The following is a 21,966-nucleotide window of genomic DNA, read 5'->3' on the forward strand; positions in this document are numbered from 1 at the left end:
TGGTCGGGCCAACCAGAGCCACCTCAACCAGCCGGAAAACAACCTAAATCACCGGTATTGGGGCTAGGGCGTGTTTCGAAAGTGGCGTCGTTCGCCCGGAGGGCGGGTCCCGCGGCGTCTGGTGCGTGCGATCGCAAGGCGGAGGGTCGCCCTCGTACTGGGTGTACGTGGGCGATCCCGACAACGCAGCGAGCGTGCGTGCCAGGCGTCGCGGGGCAGACGGCACTTTCGAAACACGCCCTAGTGGGCGGCACCGCTGAACTTCTGCGATTCACTCCGCGCGGCAGCGGCATGGGCGTCCATCCGCTCGGCCGCCAGGATCGCCACCGTCGTGTCCGCCCGGGAGGCGGCGACGACGAGCGTGCGGCCGGCGAGCGCGTGCGCCCGCTGGTGCAGCGCCGACGGTTCGCGGACGGCGGCCACCGACGTGCGGGCCGCACCGTGACCGCCACCCAGCCGGGCCACCTGTTCGGTCAGCCGCCCGGCCGCGTTGTCCAGGTCGGCGGAGGGGGCCAGTGCGCGCAGCTCGTCCGTGACGGCGAGCAGCGCCGCGAGATGGCCCGCGAGCTGGATGTCCAGCTCCTCCTCGCGGGAGCGGTGGGGGAAGTCGGAGGTGGTGCCGGCCATCGGGCTGTGGACGGACCTGCCGGAGGGCCCGGTGCGGATCGGTTCGTACATGGGATGGCCTCCTGTGCTCTGACAGAAGACATCCTAGCTTAGAACGCGTCTAAAGTTGAGGCCGTTCGCGGAACTGGTCCGTACGGGCACCGAACGTGAACGTCAGGACTGGCCGTAGCCGTCCAGGAAAGTGCCGATCCGGCCCACCGCGTCCCGCAGGTCGTCGACCGAGGGCAGCGTGACGACCCGGAAGTGATCCGGCTCGGGCCAGTTGAAGCCCGTGCCCTGGACGACCATGATCTTCTCTCGGCGCAGCAGGTCCAGGACCATCTGCCGGTCGTCCCTGATCTTGAAGACCGCGGGGTCCAGGCGCGGGAACAGGTACAGCGCCCCCTTCGGCCGTACGCAGCTCACGCCCGGGATCTGCGTGAGCAGCTCGTAGGCGACGTCCATCTGTTCCTTCAGCCGTCCGCCCGGCAGGAGCAGGTCGCCGATGCTCTGCCGCCCGCTGAGCGCGGCCACCACGCCGTGCTGACCCGGCATGTTCGCGCACAGGCGCATGTTCGCCAGGATCGTCAGGCCCTCGAGGTAGGAGTCGGCGTGCGCGCGGGGGCCGGAGACGGACATCCAGCCCACCCGGTAGCCGGCCACCCGGTACGCCTTGGACATGCCGTTGAACGTCAGGGTCAGCAGGTCCGGCGCGACCGACGCGGTCGGGGTGTGCGTGGCGCCGTCGTAGAGGATCTTGTCGTAGATCTCGTCGGAGCAGACCAGCAGGTTGTGCCGGCGGGCGATGTCGGTCAGGCCCTTGAGCACCGCCCGGTCGTAGACCGCGCCGGTGGGGTTGTTGGGGTTGATGATGACGATCGCCTTGGTGCGGTCGGTGACCTTGCGCTCCACGTCGGCGAGGTCGGGCATCCAGTCGGACTGCTCGTCGCAGCGGTAGTGGACGGCGGTGCCGCCGGACAGGGAGACCGCGGCCGTCCACAGGGGGTAGTCCGGCGCCGGCACGAGGACCTCGTCGCCGTCGTCGAGCAGCCCCTGCATGGCCATCACGATCAGCTCGGAGACGCCGTTGCCGATGAAGACGTGCTCGACGTCCGTCTCGATGCCGAGAGTCTGGTTGTGCATGACGACCGCGCGCCGGGCGGCCAGCAGGCCCTTGGCGTCGCCGTAGCCATGGGCCGTGGAGACGTTGCGGAGGATGTCCTCCAGGATCTCCGGCGGGCACTCGAAGCCGAACGCGGCCGGGTTGCCCGTGTTCAGCTTCAGGATGCGGTGACCCGCCGCCTCCAGCCGCATCGCCTCCTCGAGTACGGGGCCCCGGATCTCGTAACAGACGTTGGCGAGCTTCGTGGACTGGATCACCTGCATGCCCGTGAGCTTACGGCCACATGGCACCGATTGTGGGGAGTTTTCCATCACGTGAGACGGAGGATTTGATCTCTTTTGGCATCAGTGGCGCTGTTCATCGGATCTCGCCGCGTTTCAGCCGGTATGCGGGCGTGGTCGACTCAGTCGCGGTGGTGCAGCAGTGCGAAACCGTCCTGCAGTGCCATCAGGTCGTATCCGCGCTGGCGGTCGGCCGTCAGACGCTGCCGTTCGGCTTCGGCGCTCAGCGGGGCGCCCAGCCAGCCTCGTGATCCGTCCGGAGCCCAGGTGTCCACCATGATCCACTGGGGGTTGGGACGGCCGCCTTCGGCGCCGTAGATGCTGACGCTCGTGCGGTTGGTCAGCTGGGGCACCAGATGGTCGGACGCCTGGACCGTGGCGCCGTCGGGGATGAAGTTCATCAGGCGGTGGGCGACGGCGACACGGGGATCGGTCCGCCAGGTGTCCGGCTGGAACAGCTGGAACAACGGGAAGCTCGGAAGGATGGCGAGGGTGATCGCGGCGGAGCCCACGAGGTAGCGTCGAAGACTGGGCCCGCTCGTTCCGCGCCGCACCAGGGCGTCGACGAACGCCGCGAACACGATCGGCATCAGGACGAGCGAGTAGTGGAAGCCGGTCCCCCAGTGCAGGCCGTTGTTGGACGCGAAGCGCCACACCAGGGTCGGCACGGCGACCCACAACAGGGGGGACCGCAGCGCCAGGAAGAGGGTGGGAGCCAGCACCAGGAAGAGGGTCGTCACCTTGGTCTGCGGGGTGACGAGACCGATCGTGCCCCGGTGGAGCAGGTCCAGCAGGCCGCCCCCACCGCTTCCGGCCGTTCCCGGGCCGCCGGAGGAGCCATCCACCAGGGACCAGTAGGCGAAGGACCCGTTCGGGCTGAACGCCGGCAGGATCACGAAGATCGCGAGTGCCGCCCCGACGAGACCGAGCGCGGCCGCGGACAGTCCGAGCCTGCGGTTGCCGCGCCGGGCGATGACGAGACCGATGGCGAGAACCGTGAGCCCGAGGTCCTCCTTCACGAGCAGGAGGGGGAGGGCCCAGCACCCCGCGGCGACGAGCCGGTCGTTGCCCAGGGCGGTGAGCGAGAGGGTCAGGAGCGGTACGGCGAAGGCGACTTCGTGGAAGTCGTAGCCGACCGCGCTGGCGATTCCCCAGGACAGTCCGTAGCAGGCACCGATGACCGCGGCGGCCGGAATGCCAAGGGTTCGACGTGCCCAGAGGGCCAGCGGGACCACGCTCACGGCGATCAGAGCGGCCTGCACGACGAGGAGCGTTTCCGCTCCCTGCCACACCCAGTAGAGAGGCGCGATCAGCGCCAGGATGGGAGAGAAGTGATCTCCCAGGACGGGAAAGCCCTGTCCCTTCACTTCGGAGACCGGCAAGTGCCCTTCCGCGTAGGAGCGGACGACCTGCTCGAAGATTCCCAGGTCATAGCTGCTGGTGATCATCCGATGGTGGAAGTGCAGCGACAGCGCCGCGTACATCACGAAGAGCGTTCCCGCCATGACCCAGATCCACCAGATGCCGGCGAAGCGGCCTGAGTACGGTGATTCGGCCGCCTCCCATTTCTTGGACGGCGACTGTGTGGGGACCGCTGCGCTTTTGGTGGACTGTGCTTGCATCGAGAGCCCTTCAGGAAAGCCGGGATTGGCAGCCATCAAAAGGCCAGTCGTGTGCGGCATTCGACTGTGACGCGGCGTCGGCCAAACTCCCGTGTGGTCAGAATCCGCCGAATGGCCGCACGGAGGGCGGTGCGTTGTCCTCCCCGGCCCGCTCCGGTCGCAGCACCGCCCCCGGCCCGGTGCCTACGTCTTCTTGTGGCCCACCCCTCGCGCCATCACAATGCACATGACAAGACGGGCGACCGGAAGATCTCCGGTCGCTCACGTCTGAAGAGGGGACCCCCACAGATGAACAAGCCTCTCCTTGCCGCGCTCGCGACCCTGGTGATCACCGGGGCGGGCATGGCACCCGCGGCCGCCGCCACGCAGACCCCCGGCGCGGCGCCGGCCCCCGCGCTGGCGGCCGTCGACTTCGCCGGCACCGTCGCGCTGAGCAACTGCTCCGGTTCGGTCGTGCGCCTCCCCGCCTCCGCGGACAGCGACCCGGCGCTCGTGCTCAGCAACGGCCACTGCCTGGAGACCGGCTTCCCGGCGCCCGGCAAGGTCGTCGTGGGCCAGTCGTCCAGCCGCACCTTCGGCCTGCTGAACTCGGCCGGCACCCAGGTCGCGACGCTCCGGGCGAACAAGGTCGTCTACTCGACCATGACCGACACGGACGTCACGATCTACCAGCTCACCAGCACCTACGCGCAGATCAAGAACTCCTACGGCATCAACGCGCTGACCCTGAGCGACACCCACCCGGTCGCCGGCACCGCCATCAAGGTGGTCTCCGGCTACTGGAAGCGGATCTACAGCTGCAACATCGACGGCTTCGTCTACCGCCTGAAGGAGGGCGACTGGACCTGGAAGGACTCGGTCCGCTACACCTCCGCCTGCGACACGATCGGCGGCACGTCCGGTTCACCCGTCGTCGACACCGCCACCGGCAAGGTCGTCGCCGTCAACAACACCGGCAACGAGAGCGGCGGCCGCTGCACCGTGAACAACCCGTGCGAGGTCGACGCGAACGGCACCGTCACCGTCAGGCAGGGCATCAACTACGCCGAGCAGACCTACCAGATCCCCGCCTGCTTCGGCACCGGCAACCAGCTCGACCTGAACAGGAGCGGCTGCGTCCTGCCCAAGCCCTGACCGGGAAGGCACCGGGAAGGCACAGCGCGGGGCGGGCGGTCGTGGCTCAGGTCCGGCGGACCGTCCGTCCCGCCAGTACGTCCGTGCGCCGTCCGTCCTCGATCACGAAGCGGCCGTCGATCAGGACGTACGGAATCCCCGTCGGCAGTGCGCGAGGCCGTTCGAAGGTGGCGCCAGGGGCGACCGTGGCCGGGTCGAACAGGACCAGGTCGGCCCGGTACCCCTCACGGACCACGCCCCGGTCCGGCAGCCGCAGCCGGGCCGCCGGCCGCCCGGTGAGGTGCGCGACGCACTCCTCCAGCGACAGCACCCCCAACTCCCTCACGTACCGGCCGAGATACCGCGGGAAGGTGCCGTAGGCCCGCGGATGCGGCTTGGTGCCCCGCAGGATGCCGTCGGAACCGCCGGTGTGCACGCGGTGGCGCATGATCGCCCGGACGTTCTCCTCGTGGCCGACGTGCTGCAGGACCGTCGTGCCCAGCCGGTCCTCCACCAGCAGCCGCCGGGCGGTGGTCCAGGGCTCCTCGCCGCGCCGGGCCGCCGCCTCCCGGACCGTCAGGCCGGTGTACTCGGTGAGCGCCGGGACGGTGACCCCGGAGATCTCGACCGTCTCCCACTCCACCGGGACTCCGTGGCAGCCGTCCGAGCCCGTCACCTCCAGGTCGTGGCGGATCCGCTCCGCGGTGCCCTCGTCGGACAGCCGGCCGAGGACCGCCTCCGGGCCGCCCTCGCCCGCCCAGCTCGGCAGCAGGGCCACCAGGGTGGTGCACCCGGGGGTGTAGGGGTAGGTGTCCAGGGTGATGTCGGCGCCGGCGTCGAGCGCCTCGTCCAGGAGGGCCAGCAGTTCGCCGGCGCGGCCCTTGTTCGGGCCGAAGTTCATGGTGGCGTGCGCCAGGTGCAGCGGGCAGTCCGCCTCGCGCGCGACCCGCACCATCTCCGCGTACGCGTCGAGGGCTCCGGCGCCGTAACTGCGGTGGTGCGGGCAGTAGTAGCCGCCGTGCGCCGCCACCACCCGGCACAGCTCGGTCAGTTCGGCGTCCTCCGCGTACATCCCGGGGGTGTAGGTCAGCCCGGAGGACATGCCGACCGCGCCCTGCCGCAGGCCCTCGGCGACCAACTGCCGCATACGGTCCAGCTCCCCGGGCGTGGCCGCGCGGTCCTCCCAGCCGACGGCGAGCGCGCGGACCGTGCCCTGCGGGACCAGGTAGGCGGCGTTGACGGCGATGCCCTCGCCGCCGAAGCCGTGGTCGAGCCGGTCCAGGTACTCGCCCACCGAACGCCAGCTGAAGTCGATGTCGTCGCCGTCGCCGTTCCAGCCGCTGATCGCCCGGCGCACCTCGGCGAGGGTGCGGTCGTCGACCGGCGCGTAGGACAGCCCGTCCTGCCCGACGACCTCCAGCGTGACGCCCTGCGCGGCCTTCGCGCTGTGGTCGGGGTCGCGCAGGAGGGCGAGGTCGCTGTGGGCGTGCATGTCGATGAAGCCCGGGGCGAGCACCAGGCCCTCCGCCTCCAGCTCCCGCCGCGCCCGCGGCCGCTGGCAGCCGGCCGCCGCGGCCTCCTTCACGACCGAGACGATCCTGCCGTCCTTGACGGCCACGTCGGCGCGGTAGGAAGGGGCCCCGGTGCCATCGGCGACGTCCGCGTCCCGGATGGCCAGATCGGCGTAGTCGGCGAGCTCCACCGGATCCATGGCGGTGCCTTTCGAAGCTCCTAGAAGAACGTGCGGACGTAGTCGACGACGGTACCGTCCGCCTCGGCCACCGGGATGAGCGGCCACTTGTCGAAGGACGTGCACGGGTGGGAGAGCCCCAGGCCGACCCAGTCGCCGACCTCCAGCTCCGCGCCGGGCGCGGTGCTCAGCCAGGCGTGCTGGTCGGACAGGCGGGTGACCTCGATCCCCGTCGCCGGGCGTTCGACTCCGTCCCGGCGCACCACCTGGGCGGAGGGCAGGTCGAGGTCATGGGCCGCGTCCCGCTTGCCCGCGTTGACGAAGGCCTGTCCGGGGCTGGGGCGGGAGACCACCTGGGACCAGAGGCGGAAGGCGGGCTCCAGGGCGCCCTCCTCGGGGACGCGGTTGAAGGGTGTGATCCTGCGGTAGTGCCCGTCGTCGTGCGAGACGTACGCGCCCGAGCGCAGCAACTTCAGCACGGGCAGGGAGAGTTCGGGGATGCCGGCGAACACCTCGGCCACCGAGTCGAACCAGGCGCTGCCGCCCGCGCTCACCACGATCTCCTCTTCCCCCAAGCTCTCGGCTCCGCTCGAGCAGGGGGTACCCCCATGCGCGAACTTCCCGGCCTTGTCGAGGTCCACGGCCAGGGCGACGAGCCGGGTCAGCCACGCCCGCACCCGCTCCGGGTCCGCCTGCGGCACCTCGCCCTCGTAACCGGCGACCCCGACCAGACGCAGGGTGTCCGTGGCCGCCACCGCGTCGGCGACCGCCAGGCACTCGGCCTCCGTGCGCACGCCGGTCCGCGCACCCTCACCGGCTCCCAGTTCGACGACCACGTCCACCGGGCGGGCGGCCCCCTCCAGAGCCGCGTCCATCAGCTGCACGCCGCGCACGGAGTCGACGTAGCAGATGAAACGGAAGGACGGATCGGCGGCCAGCTCGGCGGCGACCCAGCGCAGGGCCGCCGGGTCCACCAGCTCGTTGGCGAGGAAGACCCGGCGGATGCCGAACGCCCGGGCCACGCGCACCTGGTGCGGCATCGCCAGGGTGATGCCCCAGGCGCCGTGCTCCAGTTGGCGATGGAAGAGCTGCGGCGCCATGGAGGTCTTGCCGTGCGGGGCGAAGGCGAGGCCGTGGCGGGTCGCGTAGGTCTCCATCAGCCGCAGGTTGTGCTCCAGGCGCTCGGCGGAGAGGGCGAGCACGGGCGTGGCGAAGCCGTCGGTGAAGAGGTTGCGGCGCTGGGCGGTCAGCTCGCCGACGGTCAGACCGTCCGCGTCCGGCGGGAGGCCCTTGAAACGGTGGTCGACCCGTTCCTCGGCCAGCCGGGCGAGGGCTTCCGTGCTCATCGAGCCTCCTTCGAGACCGTTGCAAAATGTGCAATGGTCATTGCGTGCAGTGCTCACCGGTGTCTAGCATCCCGCCGGAGCCGGGTCAATGCCAGAGCCTCGGAACCGAGGGGGGACCGGGAGCCGCCCCTTCCGGCCGGACGACGGGCACCGGGCAGGGCCCAGGAGGCCGAGAAGGAGGTACGCACGCCGTGAGCCAGACCGTCGACCGGGCGCTGAGTATCCTGCCGCTGCTCGCCGAGGGCCCCGCCGACCTCGGGCGGGTGGCCGAGCGCCTCGGCGTCCACAAGTCCACCGCGCTGCGGCTGCTGCGCACCCTCCACCAGCACGGGCTCGTCCACCGCCAGTCCGACCAGCGCTACCGCCTCGGCGCCCGGCTCTTCGCCCTCGCCCAGGAGGCGATGGAGAGCCTGGACGTGCGCGAGATCGCCCATCCCCACCTCCTGCGCCTGAACGAGCAGTGCGGGCACACCGTGCACCTCGCCGTCCTCGAGGACGGCGAGGTGCTCTACATCGACAAGGTGGACAGCCGCTACCCGGTGCGCATGTACTCCCGGATCGGCAGACCCGTCGCCATCACCGTCGCGGCCGTGGCCAAGCTGCTGCTCGCCGACCTGCCCGGGGCCGAGCGGCGCGCGGTCGCCCAGAGACTCGAATACCCGCTGTACACGGCCCGTTCGACACCGAACGCCGCCGCCTTCCTGACGGAGCTGGCGACGGTGCGCGAACAGGGCTGGGCCGCAGACCTCGGCGGCCACGAGGAGTCCATCAACTGCGTCGCCGCGCCCATCCGCGGCGCCGACGGCCGGGTGGCCGCGGCGATGTCGGTCTCCGCGCCGAACGTCGTCGTCACCGCCGACGAACTCCTCGCCCTGCTCCCGCTGGTGCGCCGTGCCGCGGACGCCGTCAGCGACGAGTTCTCCGGCAGAAACCCGGTGAAGGACCCCGTATGAAGTACCCCGTATGAAGGAGATGAAGGACCTCGTATGAGCGACACGACGGCCAAGACCGCCCTCACCCCCGCGACCCACACCACCCCGCCCGCGAAGTTCTCCCACGGGGTGCGCAAGGGCAACATCCTCCAGGTCGCCGGCCAGGTCGGCTTCCTGCCCGCCGCGGAGGGCAAGGCGCCCACACCGGCCGGTCCGACCCTGCGCGAGCAGACCCTCCAGACCCTCGCCAACGTCAAGGCGATCCTGGAGGAGGGCGGCGCGACCTGGGACGACGTGATGATGATCCGCGTCTACCTCACGGACGTGGCCCACTTCGCCGAGATGAACGACCTGTACAACACGTACTTCGAGGAGCAGGGCCTCACCCAGCCGCCCGCTGCCCGCACCACCGTCTACGTCGGCCTGCCCGCGGGTCTGCTCATCGAGATCGACGCGCTCGCCGTGCTCGGCTGAGGCGTCTTGGCCATCTTCGTATAACGAAGTCGGGGCTGGTTGTGTCCGGCACAGGTTCGTCGACCATACTGCCCGCTGTGGAGCAGCGCATAGGTTCGAGCAGCCAGCCCCTGAAGGCCGAGCCCGTGAAGGGTGCCGGGTTCGACCCGGCCCACATCCCCGGGCTCACCGCACCCGCGACGGCGGAACCGGAGGACGCCAGGCCGCCGCAGGCCGGGCAGCCGCCGGCCGCGGAGACGGTCGCGGACGACGCCGGGACCGCCGGGAAGGCGGAACGGCCGGAGGAGAAGAGTCCGGAGGAGAAGAGTCCGGAGGAGAAGCGGGAGGAGGTCGTCGACGGTCCCGTCTTCGAGGCCGCCGACCGCCGGGCCCGCATCGTCGCCGATCACAACGGCGTGCGCCTCTGTCTGGACGACCAGGAGTGCGAGTTCCGCTGGGACGAGATCGGCGCCGTCGAGACGGAGACCTCCCGTTTCGGCAAGCTGTTCACCATCACCGTGCACACCCCCGAACGGCGCTGGTACCCCATCGAGATCGAGGCCCCGTCCAGGGCGAGCTTCACCGAGTGGGAGACGCGACTGGACGCGGTCCTGGACGCGTACTTCGAGGACGGCGCGGCGTCCGAGGACGACACCGCCGCCGCCGACGCCGCCGACGAGGACGACGCCGGCAAGGGCGCCGTCCCTGAGAAGGACGCCGCCGCCGGGAAGGACGCCACCAGCAAGGACACGGCGGACGAGCCGCCCGCCGACGACGCCTGATCCCGACCCCGGCGGTACCGGGCCCAGTGGTACCAAGTAGTGCCGGGCCCGGTACCCAGCCGGTGATCAGTCCTGCGGATGCCACCTCGGGTCGGTGGCGATCGCCTCCAGTTGCTTCATGGTGAGCACGGGGGTCTTGCGGGTCGCCGGGGAATCCTGCGCCCCGGAGTTGAAGGCGCTGATCACCACGCGCCGGCCGTCGGGCCGGATGGTGTCCACGCTCCACCAGACGATCCCGGGAATGCCCTTCTCGCCGGGCTGCTGGTGTGTGGCGACCTTGGTGCCGTCGGGCAGGACCTTGGCGTCCGGACCGAACAGCTGCTTCTCCACGTCCCGCATGTCCGGCTGGACGTTGACCTGCACCAGGCTCGCGCCCCTGCCGTCGTCCAGGACGACGTAACCGAAGTCGTCGTCGTCCGGACCGCTCTTGCGGACGATCTTGATCCCGTGCGGTACAAGACGGCTGAGAGTCGCCGAGATCGAGCCGCCGGGGGTGACCGGCCCGGTGTCCGGCTCGGCCGCCGAACGGGCGTCGACGGGCATGGCGTCGGCGGCCGCGCGCAACTCGGGAGCGGTGGCGAGTGCCTTCAACCGGTCCAGGTCGAGGGGCGGTTGTTCCCGGGTGGCGGGCGCGCCCAGCCCACCGGTGCTGTTCCACTCCTGCACGCCGACGTACCCGCCCGCCGGGGTCATGAGGTCGGCGGTCCACAGCTTCCTGTCGGTGCGGCTCTTCGGAGACTCGTACCTCTTCAGGAGCATGAGGGCGGAGCCGTCGGAGAGCTTCGTGGAGGTGCAGGTGTCGTAGACGATGAACATCGTGTCGGGGCACTGGGTTGCCTGGCGGGCCTCCATGCTCCCGGGCTTCACACGGTTGAGGGACACGGTGACGGCGGCCTTGCCTCCGCCGTCGTCGTACAGGACCTTGGCCCGGGGCCTGTCAGCCGTGTCGCCCTCGTCCTTGTTGTCGCTGATCCGCCCCTCGGGCAGCAGTTTTTCGAGAATGCGGAGGAGTTCTTCGCCGGACACGACCTTCGAGGCGGTCTCGGCGGGGGTGTGGGTGGGGCTGGGGCTGGGGGTGGCCGGCGCCACCGGGGCGGCGGCCGCGGACCGCTGTCGTACGCCGTCCCCCTGGCCGGCGGGAAGGAGCAGGGTCCCGCCCAGTCCGACGAGCGCCACCGCGGCGGCACCGCCCACGACGGCGGCGGCCCGTCGCCGTGAGCGCAGCCGCCGCCCGTGTGTTTCGCCGCGGGCGGCCAGCATCTGCTGGTCGGTTCCGAACTCGGTGCCGGTGTCCCGCAGGACGTCGGCGAGCCGTTCCTCGAAGGGGTCGTGGTCTGCATCAGGCATGGCGAACCGCCTTTTCCGCAAGGGTGGTTGTTGGTCCGGTCGGGGCGGGGCAGGTCAGCGGCCCGCGTACTCGGCGAGCGAGTCGCCGAGCAGCACGCGCAGCCGGGCCAGCGCGCGGACGCAGCGGGTCCGGACGGCGGCCGAGCTGGTGTTCAACGCGGTCGCCGTCTCCTCGACGCTGCGGTCCTCCCAGTAGCGCAGGACGACCACCGCCCGGTCCTTGGGCGGCAGTTGTCCGAGCGCCTCCAGGAGGGTGAGCCGCAGCGGCGCGTCGCCGCCCGTCCGCGGCTCGGGCACTTCCGGGAGGACGTCGGTGGCGCGTTCCCTGCGGCTGCTGTGGCGGCGCCGGTGGGCGAGGAACACGCGGGTGAGGACGGTCTGGGCGTACGCGGCCGGGTTGTCGGCGCGGGAGATCCGGCCCCAGCGGAGGTAGATCCGGCCGAGGGTCTCCTGGACGAGGTCCTCGGCGAGATGGGTGTCACCTCCGGTGAGGAGACAGGCCGACCGGTACAGATGCCCGGCGCGTGTCACCGCGAACTCCTGGTACTTCTCAGTCCAGTTGTTCCGGCCCTGCCTCATGTGCCCTCCTTGTGTCCCCGGGCGCTCCGTGGTCCCCCGGTCGCGCCCCCACCTCATTGATGCGGTGGACCCACCGGAATGTTTCACGCGACTTCGGCGGTGGGGCGGGAACGCCGAACGGCTGCCGCCGCGCCCCCGGGCGGGGGCGTGGCGACAGCCGTGGACGGGGCCTGCCGGGTGTCAGGGCAGGGCGTGGACGTGCGGGCCCACGGTGTTCGACCAGGCGTTGCCCGCCGTCGCGTCCCAGTTGGTGGACCAGGTCATGGCGCCGCGCAGGGCCGGGTAGGTCTTCGAGGGCTTGAAGGAACCGCAGTTGGTGCCCTTGGCCAGGCAGTCCAGGGCGTTGTTCACCACCGTCGGCGAGACGTAGCCGCTGCCGGCGCCCCTCGTGGAGGCGGGGACGCCCAGGCCGACCTGGGACGGGGCGAGGCCGCCTTCCAGCTGGATGCAGGCGAGGGCGGTGAGGAAGTCCACCGAGCCCTGGCTGTAGACCTTGCCGTCGCAGCCCAGCATGGAACCGCTGTTGTAGTACTGGGTGTTGACGACCGTGAGGATGTCCTTGACGTTCAGCGCGGTCTGGAAGTAGCCGGCCGACGTGGACTGCATGTCGATGGTCTGCGGGGCCATCGTGAGGATCAGCGACGGTCCCGCCTTGCCGGACAGGGCGCGCAGGGCCTGGCTCATGTAGGTGGCGTTCAGGCCGTTCTCCAGGTCGATGTCGACGCCGTCGAAGCCGTACGTCTGCATCAGCGAGTAGACGGAGTTGGCGAAGTTCGTCGCGGAGGCCGAGTCGCTCACCGAGACCGTGCCCGTCTCACCGCCGACCGAGATGACGACCTTCTTGCCGGCGGCCTGCTTGGCCTTGATGTCCGCCTTGAACTGGTCGACCGTGTAGCCGTTCAGTCCGGCCGAGTCGAGGGTGAAGCTCACCGCGCCCCGGGTGGCCGTGGCGTCGGCGAAGGCGACCGCGATGATGTCGTACTGCGACGGCACGTCCGAGATCCTCTGGACCGTGGCGCCGTTGTTGAAGTTCTGCCAGTAGCCGGTCACCGCGTGCTTCGCGAGGGTGCCGCCCCCGCCTCCGCCGGTGGACGCCGTCGTGCCCGTCACGGTGGCCGACCTCGCGGACTCGCCCGCCGTGTTCGTCGCCGTCACCTGGAAGGAGTAGGAGGTGGCGGCCGCGAGGCCGGTCACCGTCGCCGAGGTCCCGCTCACCGCGGTCACCTTCGCGCCGTCGCGGTAGATGTTGTAGCCCGTCGCGCCCGAGACGGCGTTCCAGGACAGCGACACCGACGACGACGTCGTGCCGGTCACCGCAAGGCCGCCCGGCGCGGACGGCACGGTCGGGGCCGGGTCACCGCCGCCGCCTCCGTCGGGGCCGAAGACCGAGACGTCGTCGGCGTAGTACGCCGCCTGCCCGTACCAGCCGTGCAGGTACACCGACACCGAGGTCGTCGAGGAGCCGGTGGTGAAGGTGGTCGAGAGCTGCTTCCAGCCCGTCGAGTCCGGCGTCCAGGTGGAGACGTCCGTGGTGCCCGTGCCGGTCGCGCCCAGGTAGGTGTACCCGCCCTGCACCCAGGCGCTCAGCGTGTACGTCGAGTTGGGCTTGACCGCGACCTTCTGGGTGCACTGGGCGTTGTCCTGCCCGGCCGGGGTGCCCTTCAGCGCGGCGGAGCCGCCGTGCACGGGGGAGGAGACGGTCGTACCGCTGCCGGCCGAGCAGGTCCAGTTGCTCAGGCCCGACTCGAAGCCGGCGTTCTTGGCGTTGTTGACGTCCGCCGCCGACGCCTGGCCGGCCCCGGCGAAGGAGAGGGCGAGGGCGGCGGTGACGGCTCCCGACCACAGGCGCAGCCGTCGTCCTGTGGGTCTGGGCATGCCTGGTACGCGGTCCACTGGGGCCTCCGGTGGGGGTGAGGGGGGAGGGGGGAGGGCAGGACGAGCGGTGGCCACCGCCCTGGTCGTACAAGTTGGTCCAGACCATTTGGCTTGTCAAGAGGTCCAGACCAAAGTCGTCTGCGGCTCAACCTCCTTGCGGCGCACTCCCGTTACGCCTGGGTCTCCTCCCGCCACCGCTCAAGGAGCAGGCCCAGCGCGCACCCCGCCAGCAGCACCCCCGTCGACATCCACAGCGCCGGAGACGACAGCCCGGTCCGCTCCCGGCGCAGCGACAGCGTCAGCAGCTGCGCCGCCACCGGCACCGCGCACGCCGCCACCACGTGCCGCGCCGGGATCTCCCGCCAGGGGGCCGGATGGGCCCGCGCGGCCGCCCAGGTCGCCAGCACGACGCAGACCAGGTTCGGCAGATGGACCAGGGCCAGCGCCGCGCCGAAGGAGCCCACGCCCCGCGGGCCGACCAGATTCCCGTACAGCAGTGTCATCTGCACGTACTCGGTGGCGACGAGCACCACCACGCCCACCGCCCAGGCCCGGACCAGCGGCAGCACGGGAGCCGTACCCCCCACCGCTAGTGCACCCGCACCGAGTCGATGATCCCGCGCAGGTCCGCCGCCGACAGCACGCCCCGCGCCGCGTCGATCCGGACCGCGAAGGTCCGGTCGGCCGAGTCCAGGCCCGTCAGGATCACGCCCCGGACCGGCGTGCCCTTGGGCGGGTTGCCGGCCTCGCCGGTCGAGTCGAAGGAGAAGTCGATCCGCCTGGCCCGGTCCGTGCCGGCCGGCTTCACGTCCTTCTCGCCCTCCACCTTCGCGCCCATCCGGATCCCGGCCTCCGCGGCGATGGCGGCCTGCTCGGCGGAGTCGGCCCGGGTGAAGTCCAGTTGCACGGTGATGACCGAGACCGTCCGCCCGGACTCCTCGCGCACGGCCGCCGCCGCGTTGTACTTGCTGCGCTCGGCGGCGCTCTGCTCGACGTATCCCTCGGGGCCCGCGGGATACGACAGCGAGACACCCTTCGTGTTCAGCGTCTTCCAGCCGTCCGGCACGGAGGCGGAGTCCGCGCCGCCCCTGCCGCAGCCCGTGAGGGCGGCCGCGGCGGCGAGCAGGCCCGCGATCAGCAGTCGTGTCCTCATCGGCGTACCAGCCCTCCAGTCGGCGAGATCACTTGGCACAGTAGCTGTAGGGGACGTAGGAGCGGCGGTCTCCGTCCGGAGCACCGAGGAACCGGGCGTCCGTGAGCGTCTCCGACTTCTGTTCGGTGCTGACCGACAGACCGAGGCTGAGTCCGAGGTTCAGTTCGAAGCCGTACTCGGCGGCGTTCACCTGGCCCGTGTACGTCATCCTGCTGGAGCGGCCCTTGTCGAAGACCAGTCGGCCGAAGGGGTCGTCGGCGCCCGGCCGTCGGGTCGGCGCGTGGTCGTCGAACATGTACTGGAACGGCGTCACCAGCTGCTCGTTGGTGCTGCTGAGCCACTGCTCGGCGACGGCCCGGTCCTGGTCCCCGGCGGGACCGGGGTCGAAACTCAGGGCGGTCGTGACGATCTCGATGCCGGTGGAGCTGGCGGTGCCCCTCCCGCTCACCCCGCCGCCGCGCTCGTCCTTGCCCGACTTGCCGTTGCCCGTGCCGAGCCTGGCGCCGCCCTTCGGGCCGCCCCGCTCGACGGTGCGGGTCATGTTGACGCCGACCAGCTTGCCGGTGGTCTTGTCGTAGGTGACGGTGATGGTGCCGGTCCGGGTCGTGGAGGCCGAGGCGTCCCCCTTGAGCGGGCCGCCCTCGTAGCTCGCCTTGGCGCCGTACTCGATCGACGAGGAGTACGTGTACGACTTGGTGTTCTTGTAGGCGTTGTCGGTCCAGGTGACCTCGGGGGCGTACCGGAAGTTGCCACCGAGCACCGCGCTCAGCTTCTTCTCGTCGCCCGCCGAGATCTTCAGGCCCGCCGCCGCGGAGGCCTCGAGGCCCACCTTCCCGTAGGTGATCCTCCGGTTGTCGCCCAGCGCCTTCTTCACCCGGTTCTCCGTGTCCTCCTCGTCCTTGAGGGGGCCGGTGCCGAACAGGTAGAGGATGCTGTCGCCGAGGCTCGCGTCCGCGCCGCCCGGCGACTGGCGCCGCATCCGGTACATCTGGAGCTTCTCGACGTCGTCGCGGAACCGGCGTGCCTCCTCGGGGCTCTCGAACACCCAGGTGTCGCCGTTGGTCACCTTGATCCCGGCGCCCAGCTCCACCTTGTCGGTGCCGGCCTTCCCCACCTTCAGCCCGGGCTTGAAGTCCTTCTTGGCGCTGACGGAGGCCGCGTCCGTGAAGGTCAGGTAGACCAGCTCGTCCTGGTCGTCGACCTTGCCGTCGTGGTTGACGTCCGTGTGCGCCTTGAGGTGCTGCTCCTGGAAGCCGTACTCCTTGCCGATCTCCCAGAACAGGATCTTCGCCTTGGAGCCCGCCTTGTCGCTGACCGTCGAGACCTGGCACAGCGCCGGCTCGAAGTCCGCGTCGGCCAGGGCCCGGTCGCCTTCCCGCGTGCTCGCGCCGCAGTCCGAGCCGCCGGTGACCTTGCAGATCTCGGCGGCGATCCGGTCGTGGACGGTCCGGCCGACGCCGGTGGCACCGATGCCGAGCACGACGGCGACGACGACCACGACCATGCCGAGGTACTCGGTGGCGGTCGCGCCCGAGTCGTCGTACCCGTACGTCCTCCGGCATGTCCGTCTGCCGCCCCCGCGAGCCATGCGGCACCCCTCCTCGCACACCGGCAAGCGCCGTTCCGGGCGGCGAGCGTAGGTGCGGGCGGTGCCGGGCGGCGTGGGTCCGCGGACCCAAACGAGGGCCCACAGTCAACGAGTTGCGTCCGGCCCATGCTTTCGGGTCGGTTCAGGATGCTCACCCTGCCCCGGTTTGAAATGACTTGTGAGAGGAGAGTTGCCGGCCAGGTACGAAATCGCTGTTCTCCGGCCACAGAGGCGTGGATACAGTGCTGAGGTAGTCACGCAGTGAGGTCAACTCGGCGTGCCGGATGACCGCCGGCGGGCCGACAGGCGTCTAACGGGGAGCTGCGCGTGTCAACTGCCATTGCTGTGACAAGCGCCGACATGGCGCTGCCCGCGCAGGACGAGCGGACCGTGCCCGCCGTCGTCCTGAAGGACCTGGACCGGCAGCCGCTGGAGCAGACGCTCGACGCGATGAAGGCCCTGGTCGACCAGCACGGGTATGTCGTCGTGGTGTGCTCGCACGCCGTGCCGAGCGCTGTGGAACGGCGGCTGCACACCGTCCGGTCGCTGCTGGAGAGCGACCGCATCGCACTGTTCCGGCCCGATCTGCCGCCGCTCGGACTCGCCGTCCTCGCCCGCCAGTTGCGTCAGCTCGCCTCCTGCGACCTCAGCCCCGGCGTGCTCGCCTCGGCCGGCCGGCTGCTGACCCACTACATCCACGCGGGCGCCGTCCTGTCCTCGGTCGCCCGCCTCGACCGCGTCCCCGTCGGTCTCAGGGCGCACGCCAAGTCCTGGGTCCCGGGCAGCCAGTTCGGCGTGATCGCCCACCCCGAACCCCAGCTCGTCCGGATCGGCCCCGAAGCCACCCTGGACGGACCGGACTTCGGCAGCTGGATGCTGCTCGCCAAGGGCCAGCTCCAGTCCGACTGGGTCGGCTCCACCCTCGCCCCCGCGTGGAACGCGCTCGGGCTGCGCGAGGCCGACCTGCCGGCCGAGTCCGCCACCTGGTGGGGCACAGGCAAGCTGATCGAGTTCTGCACCTACCTGCCCGACCTGTCGGTGCTTTACCAGCTGGTCACCTCGGTCCGCCAGGGTGTGTGCCACTGGTGCGGCATCGACGTCATCGGGGACCGCTGCGTCTTCTGCTCGGCCACCCCGCCGCTGCCCGAGAACCGGGCACCCACCGGATGAGTCCCTGAACCCTGAACCACCGGCACCACCGTCATTCGATTCCGCTCGACTTCGCCGACCGATATCCCAATGAGGTTGCACGGTTCATGAACTCCCGTCAGCGCCGCGGCGTGATACTCCTGATCCTGTCCGTCATCTGCGCCCTCGCCGCGTTCGCGGGCGTGCTCTCCGTCATCAGCGACGTCAAGTCCAAGGTCGGCCCCGAGGTCGCCGCCTACCAGCTGCGCACGGACGTCGCGCCGTACACGACGCTGAGCACGGGACAGTTCGAGAAGGTCAAGATGCCAAAACGGTGGCTGTCGCCGAACGCCGTCACCGACCTCGCGCAGATCCAGGGCAAGATCGCGGTCACCACCCTGCGCAAGGGTTCCCTGCTGCAGAACGACATGATCGTGAACCAGCCCGCCCTGCAACCGGGCCAGCAGGAGGTCGCCATCATGATCGACGCGGCGACCGGCGTGGCCGGCAAGATCACACCGGGCTCCACGGTCAACGTCTACGCCACCTTCGGCGGACAGCGGCAGGGCGACCCCGCCCAGTCGAAGATCATCGTGACCAACGCCAAGGTCCTCGACGTCGGGCGGATCACCGCGCTCCAGCCGAACGCCGACAACCGGGCCCAGCAGCCCACCGACGCCGTCCCGATCACCTTCGCGCTCTCCACCATCGACGCCCAGCGCATCACCTACGCCGAGTCGTTCGCCCAGCGGGTCAGGCTCGCGCTGGTCGCCCCCGGCAGCGACACCAGCGTCCCGGCCAAGGACCGGACCTACGAACTCGCGAACGACAAGTGAGAGGCCGGCAGGCATGACCACCAGGATCCTTCCGGCCGTCGGCGACGCCGACGCGGCCCGGTCCATCACCACCCTGCTCAGCCAGCTCCCCGACGCCGAGCCGGTGGCACCGGTCGCCGACTCCACCCAGCTCATCGACACCCTGGCGCGCCTGGCCGCCGAGTCCGTCGACGAACTGCCCGAGATCGTGGTGGTGCACGAGCGGATCGGCCCGGTACCGGCCCTGGAACTGATCCGCGAAGTGGCCCTGCGCTTCCCGGCGGTCGGTGTCATCCTCGTCACCTCCGACGCCAGTCCCGGCCTGTTCCCGGCCGCGATGGACTCGGGTGCGCGGGGCCTTGTGGCCCTCCCGCTGAGCTACGAGGAACTGGTCAGCCGGGTACAGGCGGTGGCCCAGTGGTCGGTGGGCGTACGGCGCCATCTGGGCCACGGCGGCGAGGTGTTCACCGGGGCCGGCGGCCGGGTGGTGACGGTGAGCGGGGCCAAGGGCGGGGTGGGCGCCACCCTCACAGCGATACAACTCGCTCTCGCCGCACAGGCGTCCGGGCGCGCCACGGCCCTGGTCGACATGGACCTCCAGTCCGGTGACGTCGCCTCCTTCCTGGACGTCCAGTTCCGCCGCTCCGTCGTCGACCTCGCGGCCATCACCGACATCTCCCCGCGCGTCCTGGCCGACGCGATCTTCCGCCACGACAGCGGGCTCGCGCTGCTGCTCGCCCCCGGCGAGGGCGAGCGCGGCGAGGAGGTCACCGACCGGGCCGCCCGCCAGATCGTCAGCGCGCTGCGCTCCCGCTACGAGATCGTCGTCCTGGACTGCGGCGCCCAGATGAGCGGGGCGAGCGCGGCGGCCGTCGAGATGGCGGACACCGCGCTGCTCCTGACCACTCCGGACGTGGTCGCGGTGCGCGCGGCCAAGCGGACCGTACGGATGTGGGACCGGCTGCAGATCCGCAAGGCCGAGGAGACGACGGTCGTCGTCAACCGCCACACCCGGGCGACCGAGATCCAGCCGCCGCTCATCCAGAAGATCACCGGTACGCCGGTGGCGGGCACGGCGGTCCCCGCCGGCTTCAAGGAGCTCCAGGGCTCGGTGGACGCCGGCCGCATCCACGAACTGGACAGCAAGAGCACGGTCAAGCAGGCGCTGTGGGGACTCGCCGGTGAACTCGGGATCGTCAAGGCGCCCGAGGCCGACCGCAAGGGCGGACGGCTGCGGGGCGACCGGGGGTCGGTGAGTTTCCGGCGGCGCAGGGAGGCAGGTGGATGAACGTGCGGGCAGGCAGAGGGAAGAGGCTGTCGGCCGGTCGGCTGCGCTCGGACAGCGGGCAGGTCGCCGTCGAGTTGCTGGGCATGACGCCCACGATCCTCATCACGCTGGTGCTGCTGTGGCAGTGCGTGCTGCTGGGGTACACGTACACGCTTGCGGGGAATGCTGCCGACGAGGCGGTACGGGCGGGCACGGCGGCCGATCGCGGCGCCAGGAACGCCGCCTGCAGCCGGGCCGGGCTCGACAAGCTGTCGGCGGCGTGGCGAAGGGGGGCCGAGGTGGGCTGCGAGACGAGCGACGGCTACGTACGGGCGCACGTGCACCTCAAGGTGCCCGTCCTCTTCCCCGGCGCGATCGGCTTCCCCTTCACGGTCACGGGCCAGGCCGGTGCCGTAGAGGAGGCGACGAACTGACATGCCGTACCAGCGCGTACGCCGCGACCGCCGTCGCCGCGACCGGGGCCAGGCCGCCATCGAGTACCTGGGATTCATCCCGATCCTCATGCTGCTCGCCGTGGCCGTCATCCAGATCGGCCTGATCGCCTACACCGCCCAGCAGGCCGGCACGGCGGCCCGCGCCGGGGCGCGCGCGGCGTCGCTCCGGCAGGGAGCCGGGCAGGCCTGCGCGAACGCGGTCAGCGACTGGCTGGCGGGCCGCACCAGCTGCCTGCCCTCGTACGGCGGCAAGGAGGTCACCGTCACCGCGGGCGTCGAGATCCCCTCGATCGTGCCCGGCTGGCACTTCGGCAAGGCCCACAAGACCGCGACGATGCCGCTCGACCACTGAGACCGCCCGACCACTGAGACCACTGGACCACTGAGACCGCTCGACGACTCAGACCGCCCGACCACCGACCAGGACCGACCACGACACCGCCGACCAGGAGCGAGGAGCACCGGAGCCATGAGCCTCCGCGCACGCATCAACTCCCCCGAGGAGCAAGGCAGCCGGGGCGAGGACGGCCACCTCGTCGCCTCGTACCGGGCCAAGCTCCTGGAGGAGATCGACCTCGCGGAGATGAGTTCGCTGGCCGCCGCCGAGCGCCGGGTGCGCCTTGAGCGCGTGCTCGGGCACATCATCAGCCGGGAGGGCCCGGTCCTTTCGACCGTGGAGCGCTCGCAGCTGATCCGCCGGGTCGTCGACGAGGCCCTGGGCCTCGGCATCCTCGAACCCCTCCTGGAGGACGCCTCCATCACCGAGATCATGGTGAACGGACCCGACGCGATCTTCGTCGAGCGCGGCGGCCGGGTCGAGCAACTGCCCCTCCGCTTCGCCTCCGACGACCAGTTGATGCAGACGATCGAGCGGATCGTCTCCACGGTCAACCGCCGCGTGGACGAGTCCAACCCGATGGTCGACGCCCGTCTGCCCTCCGGCGAGCGCGTCAACGTCATCATCCCGCCGCTGTCGCTGACCGGTCCCACCCTCACCATCCGCCGCTTCCCCCGCTCCTTCACCCTCCAGGAGCTGATCGGCTTCGGCTCGCTCGACGAGCACATGCTGTACCTGCTGGCCGGACTGGTGCAGGCGAAGTTCAACGTCATCGTCTCCGGAGCCACCGGCACCGGGAAGACGACCCTCCTCAACGCCCTGTCCGGGCTGATCCCCCAGGACGAGCGCATCATCACCATCGAGGACTCCGCCGAACTCCAGCTCCAGCAGGCTCATGTGATCCGGCTGGAGTCCAGGCCGCCGAACGTGGAGGGCCGCGGCCACGTCACCATCCGCGACCTGGTGCGCAACTCCCTGCGTATGCGCCCCGACCGCATCGTCGTCGGTGAGGTCCGCGGCGGTGAGTCGCTCGACATGCTCCAGGCGATGTCGACCGGCCACGACGGCTCGCTCGCCACCGTGCACGCCAACAGCGCCGAGGACGCGCTGACACGCCTGCAGACCCTCGCCTCCATGTCCGACGTGGAGATCCCCTTCGTCGCCCTGCACGACCAGATCAACAGCGCCGTCGACGTGATCGTCCAGCTCACCCGGTTCGCCGACGGCGCCCGCCGCATCACCGAGATCGCCGTGCTCGACAGCCACGGCGGCGAGCCGTACCGGCTGGCCACCGTGGCCCGCTTCGCCGCCCAGCCCATGGCGTCCGACGGCCGGATCTACGGCGCTTTCGAGTACCACCCGCTGCCACGCCGCACCGCCGACCGCCTCTACATGGCGAGCCAGCCCATTCCCCAGGCCTTCGGCGTCGCCCAGTCCGCAGACCAACTGGCCACCCGAGAAGCCAGGTAGGCAG

Annotated in this window: 21 protein-coding genes; 10 read left to right on the forward strand and 11 right to left on the reverse strand. The window is 70.7% G+C overall.

Annotated elements, in window-relative coordinates; all coding sequences use genetic code 11:
- Positions 1-240 precede the first annotated feature (240 nt).
- The 3 genes from CG719_RS30240 to CG719_RS30250 form a co-directional block, all read right to left on the reverse strand.
- On the reverse strand, positions 241-678 hold the full coding sequence (locus tag CG719_RS30240) for an SCO4983 family protein (protein ID WP_100571908.1): 438 nt from the start codon (positions 676-678) through the stop codon (positions 241-243).
- A 102-nt stretch (positions 679-780) separates the two neighbouring features.
- On the reverse strand, positions 781-1,992 hold the full coding sequence (locus CG719_RS30245; RefSeq protein WP_100571909.1) for a pyridoxal phosphate-dependent aminotransferase: 1,212 nt from the start codon (positions 1,990-1,992) through the stop codon (positions 781-783).
- Between the two features lie 140 nt (positions 1,993-2,132).
- Positions 2,133-3,515 (reverse strand): DUF2079 domain-containing protein, encoded by a 1,383-nt coding sequence (locus CG719_RS30250; RefSeq protein ID WP_234375829.1) that lies wholly within the window; start codon positions 3,513-3,515, stop codon positions 2,133-2,135.
- A gap of 405 nt (positions 3,516-3,920) precedes the next feature.
- Here CG719_RS30250 and CG719_RS30255 point away from each other — a divergent pair, with 405 nt between their 5' ends.
- Positions 3,921-4,766, forward strand: coding sequence for a S1 family peptidase (locus CG719_RS30255; protein WP_100571911.1), 846 nt, complete (start codon positions 3,921-3,923; stop codon positions 4,764-4,766).
- Between the two features lie 46 nt (positions 4,767-4,812).
- On the opposite strand, the gene CG719_RS30260 is transcribed toward CG719_RS30255, so the two are convergent.
- Together CG719_RS30260 and CG719_RS30265 are read right to left on the reverse strand one after the other, a co-directional pair.
- Positions 4,813-6,456 carry an N-acyl-D-amino-acid deacylase family protein gene (locus CG719_RS30260; RefSeq protein ID WP_100571912.1) on the reverse strand — a complete coding sequence of 548 codons (1,644 nt, stop codon included), beginning with the start codon at positions 6,454-6,456 and terminating at the stop codon, positions 4,813-4,815.
- Between the two features lie 20 nt (positions 6,457-6,476).
- Positions 6,477-7,781, reverse strand: coding sequence for an amino acid deaminase (locus CG719_RS30265; RefSeq protein ID WP_100571913.1), 1,305 nt, complete (start codon positions 7,779-7,781; stop codon positions 6,477-6,479).
- Between the two features lie 191 nt (positions 7,782-7,972).
- Here CG719_RS30265 and CG719_RS30270 point away from each other — a divergent pair, with 191 nt between their 5' ends.
- From CG719_RS30270 to CG719_RS30280, 3 genes are all read left to right on the forward strand, one after another.
- Positions 7,973-8,734 (forward strand): IclR family transcriptional regulator, encoded by a 762-nt coding sequence (locus CG719_RS30270; protein WP_100571914.1) that lies wholly within the window; start codon positions 7,973-7,975, stop codon positions 8,732-8,734.
- 33 nt (positions 8,735-8,767) lie between these two features.
- Positions 8,768-9,187 carry a RidA family protein gene (locus tag CG719_RS30275; protein ID WP_100571915.1) on the forward strand — a complete coding sequence of 140 codons (420 nt, stop codon included), beginning with the start codon at positions 8,768-8,770 and terminating at the stop codon, positions 9,185-9,187.
- Between the two features lie 77 nt (positions 9,188-9,264).
- Positions 9,265-9,948, forward strand: a complete 684-nt coding sequence (locus CG719_RS30280; RefSeq protein WP_100572010.1) for a hypothetical protein — start codon at positions 9,265-9,267, stop codon at positions 9,946-9,948.
- 66 nt (positions 9,949-10,014) lie between these two features.
- Here CG719_RS30280 and CG719_RS30285 read toward each other — a convergent pair whose 3' ends face one another.
- The 6 genes from CG719_RS30285 to CG719_RS30310 form a co-directional block, all read right to left on the reverse strand.
- Entirely contained in the window at positions 10,015-11,295 is a 1,281-nt protein-coding gene (locus CG719_RS30285) for a hypothetical protein (protein WP_100571916.1), read from the reverse strand.
- A 54-nt stretch (positions 11,296-11,349) separates the two neighbouring features.
- Positions 11,350-11,874 (reverse strand): SigE family RNA polymerase sigma factor, encoded by a 525-nt coding sequence (locus CG719_RS30290; RefSeq protein WP_100571917.1) that lies wholly within the window; start codon positions 11,872-11,874, stop codon positions 11,350-11,352.
- 180 nt (positions 11,875-12,054) lie between these two features.
- On the reverse strand, positions 12,055-13,749 hold the full coding sequence (locus CG719_RS30295; protein ID WP_199836842.1) for a chitinase: 1,695 nt from the start codon (positions 13,747-13,749) through the stop codon (positions 12,055-12,057).
- Positions 13,750-13,919: 170 nt separating this feature from the next.
- Positions 13,920-14,318 carry a hypothetical protein gene (locus CG719_RS30300; protein ID WP_234375830.1) on the reverse strand — a complete coding sequence of 133 codons (399 nt, stop codon included), beginning with the start codon at positions 14,316-14,318 and terminating at the stop codon, positions 13,920-13,922.
- A gap of 20 nt (positions 14,319-14,338) precedes the next feature.
- Entirely contained in the window at positions 14,339-14,902 is a 564-nt protein-coding gene (locus CG719_RS30305) for a hypothetical protein (protein ID WP_100571919.1), read from the reverse strand.
- Positions 14,903-14,930: 28 nt separating this feature from the next.
- Positions 14,931-16,490, reverse strand: coding sequence for a hypothetical protein (locus CG719_RS30310; protein ID WP_100571920.1), 1,560 nt, complete (start codon positions 16,488-16,490; stop codon positions 14,931-14,933).
- A gap of 360 nt (positions 16,491-16,850) precedes the next feature.
- Here CG719_RS30310 and CG719_RS30315 point away from each other — a divergent pair, with 360 nt between their 5' ends.
- The 6 genes from CG719_RS30315 to CG719_RS30340 all read left to right on the forward strand — a co-directional run bounded on the left by CG719_RS30315 (position 16,851) and on the right by CG719_RS30340 (position 21,962).
- On the forward strand, positions 16,851-17,660 hold the full coding sequence (locus CG719_RS30315) for a hypothetical protein (protein ID WP_100572012.1): 810 nt from the start codon (positions 16,851-16,853) through the stop codon (positions 17,658-17,660).
- 86 nt (positions 17,661-17,746) lie between these two features.
- Positions 17,747-18,454, forward strand: a complete 708-nt coding sequence (cpaB, locus tag CG719_RS30320; protein WP_100571921.1) for a Flp pilus assembly protein CpaB — start codon at positions 17,747-17,749, stop codon at positions 18,452-18,454.
- A 13-nt stretch (positions 18,455-18,467) separates the two neighbouring features.
- Positions 18,468-19,721, forward strand: a complete 1,254-nt coding sequence (locus CG719_RS30325) for an AAA family ATPase (protein WP_100571922.1) — start codon at positions 18,468-18,470, stop codon at positions 19,719-19,721.
- Complete coding sequence (locus CG719_RS30330) at positions 19,718-20,134, forward strand: TadE/TadG family type IV pilus assembly protein (protein ID WP_100571923.1); 417 nt, start codon at positions 19,718-19,720, stop codon at positions 20,132-20,134. Before CG719_RS30325 ends, CG719_RS30330 begins: the two co-directional genes overlap by 4 nt.
- Before the next feature lies 1 nt (position 20,135).
- Entirely contained in the window at positions 20,136-20,507 is a 372-nt protein-coding gene (locus tag CG719_RS30335) for a TadE/TadG family type IV pilus assembly protein (RefSeq protein WP_100571924.1), read from the forward strand.
- Between the two features lie 117 nt (positions 20,508-20,624).
- Entirely contained in the window at positions 20,625-21,962 is a 1,338-nt protein-coding gene (locus CG719_RS30340) for a CpaF family protein (protein WP_100571925.1), read from the forward strand.
- The last annotated feature ends 4 nt before the right edge of the window (positions 21,963-21,966 follow it).

Source organism: Streptomyces sp. CB01373 (assembly GCF_002803075.1).
Lineage (GTDB): Bacteria > Actinomycetota > Actinomycetes > Streptomycetales > Streptomycetaceae > Streptomyces.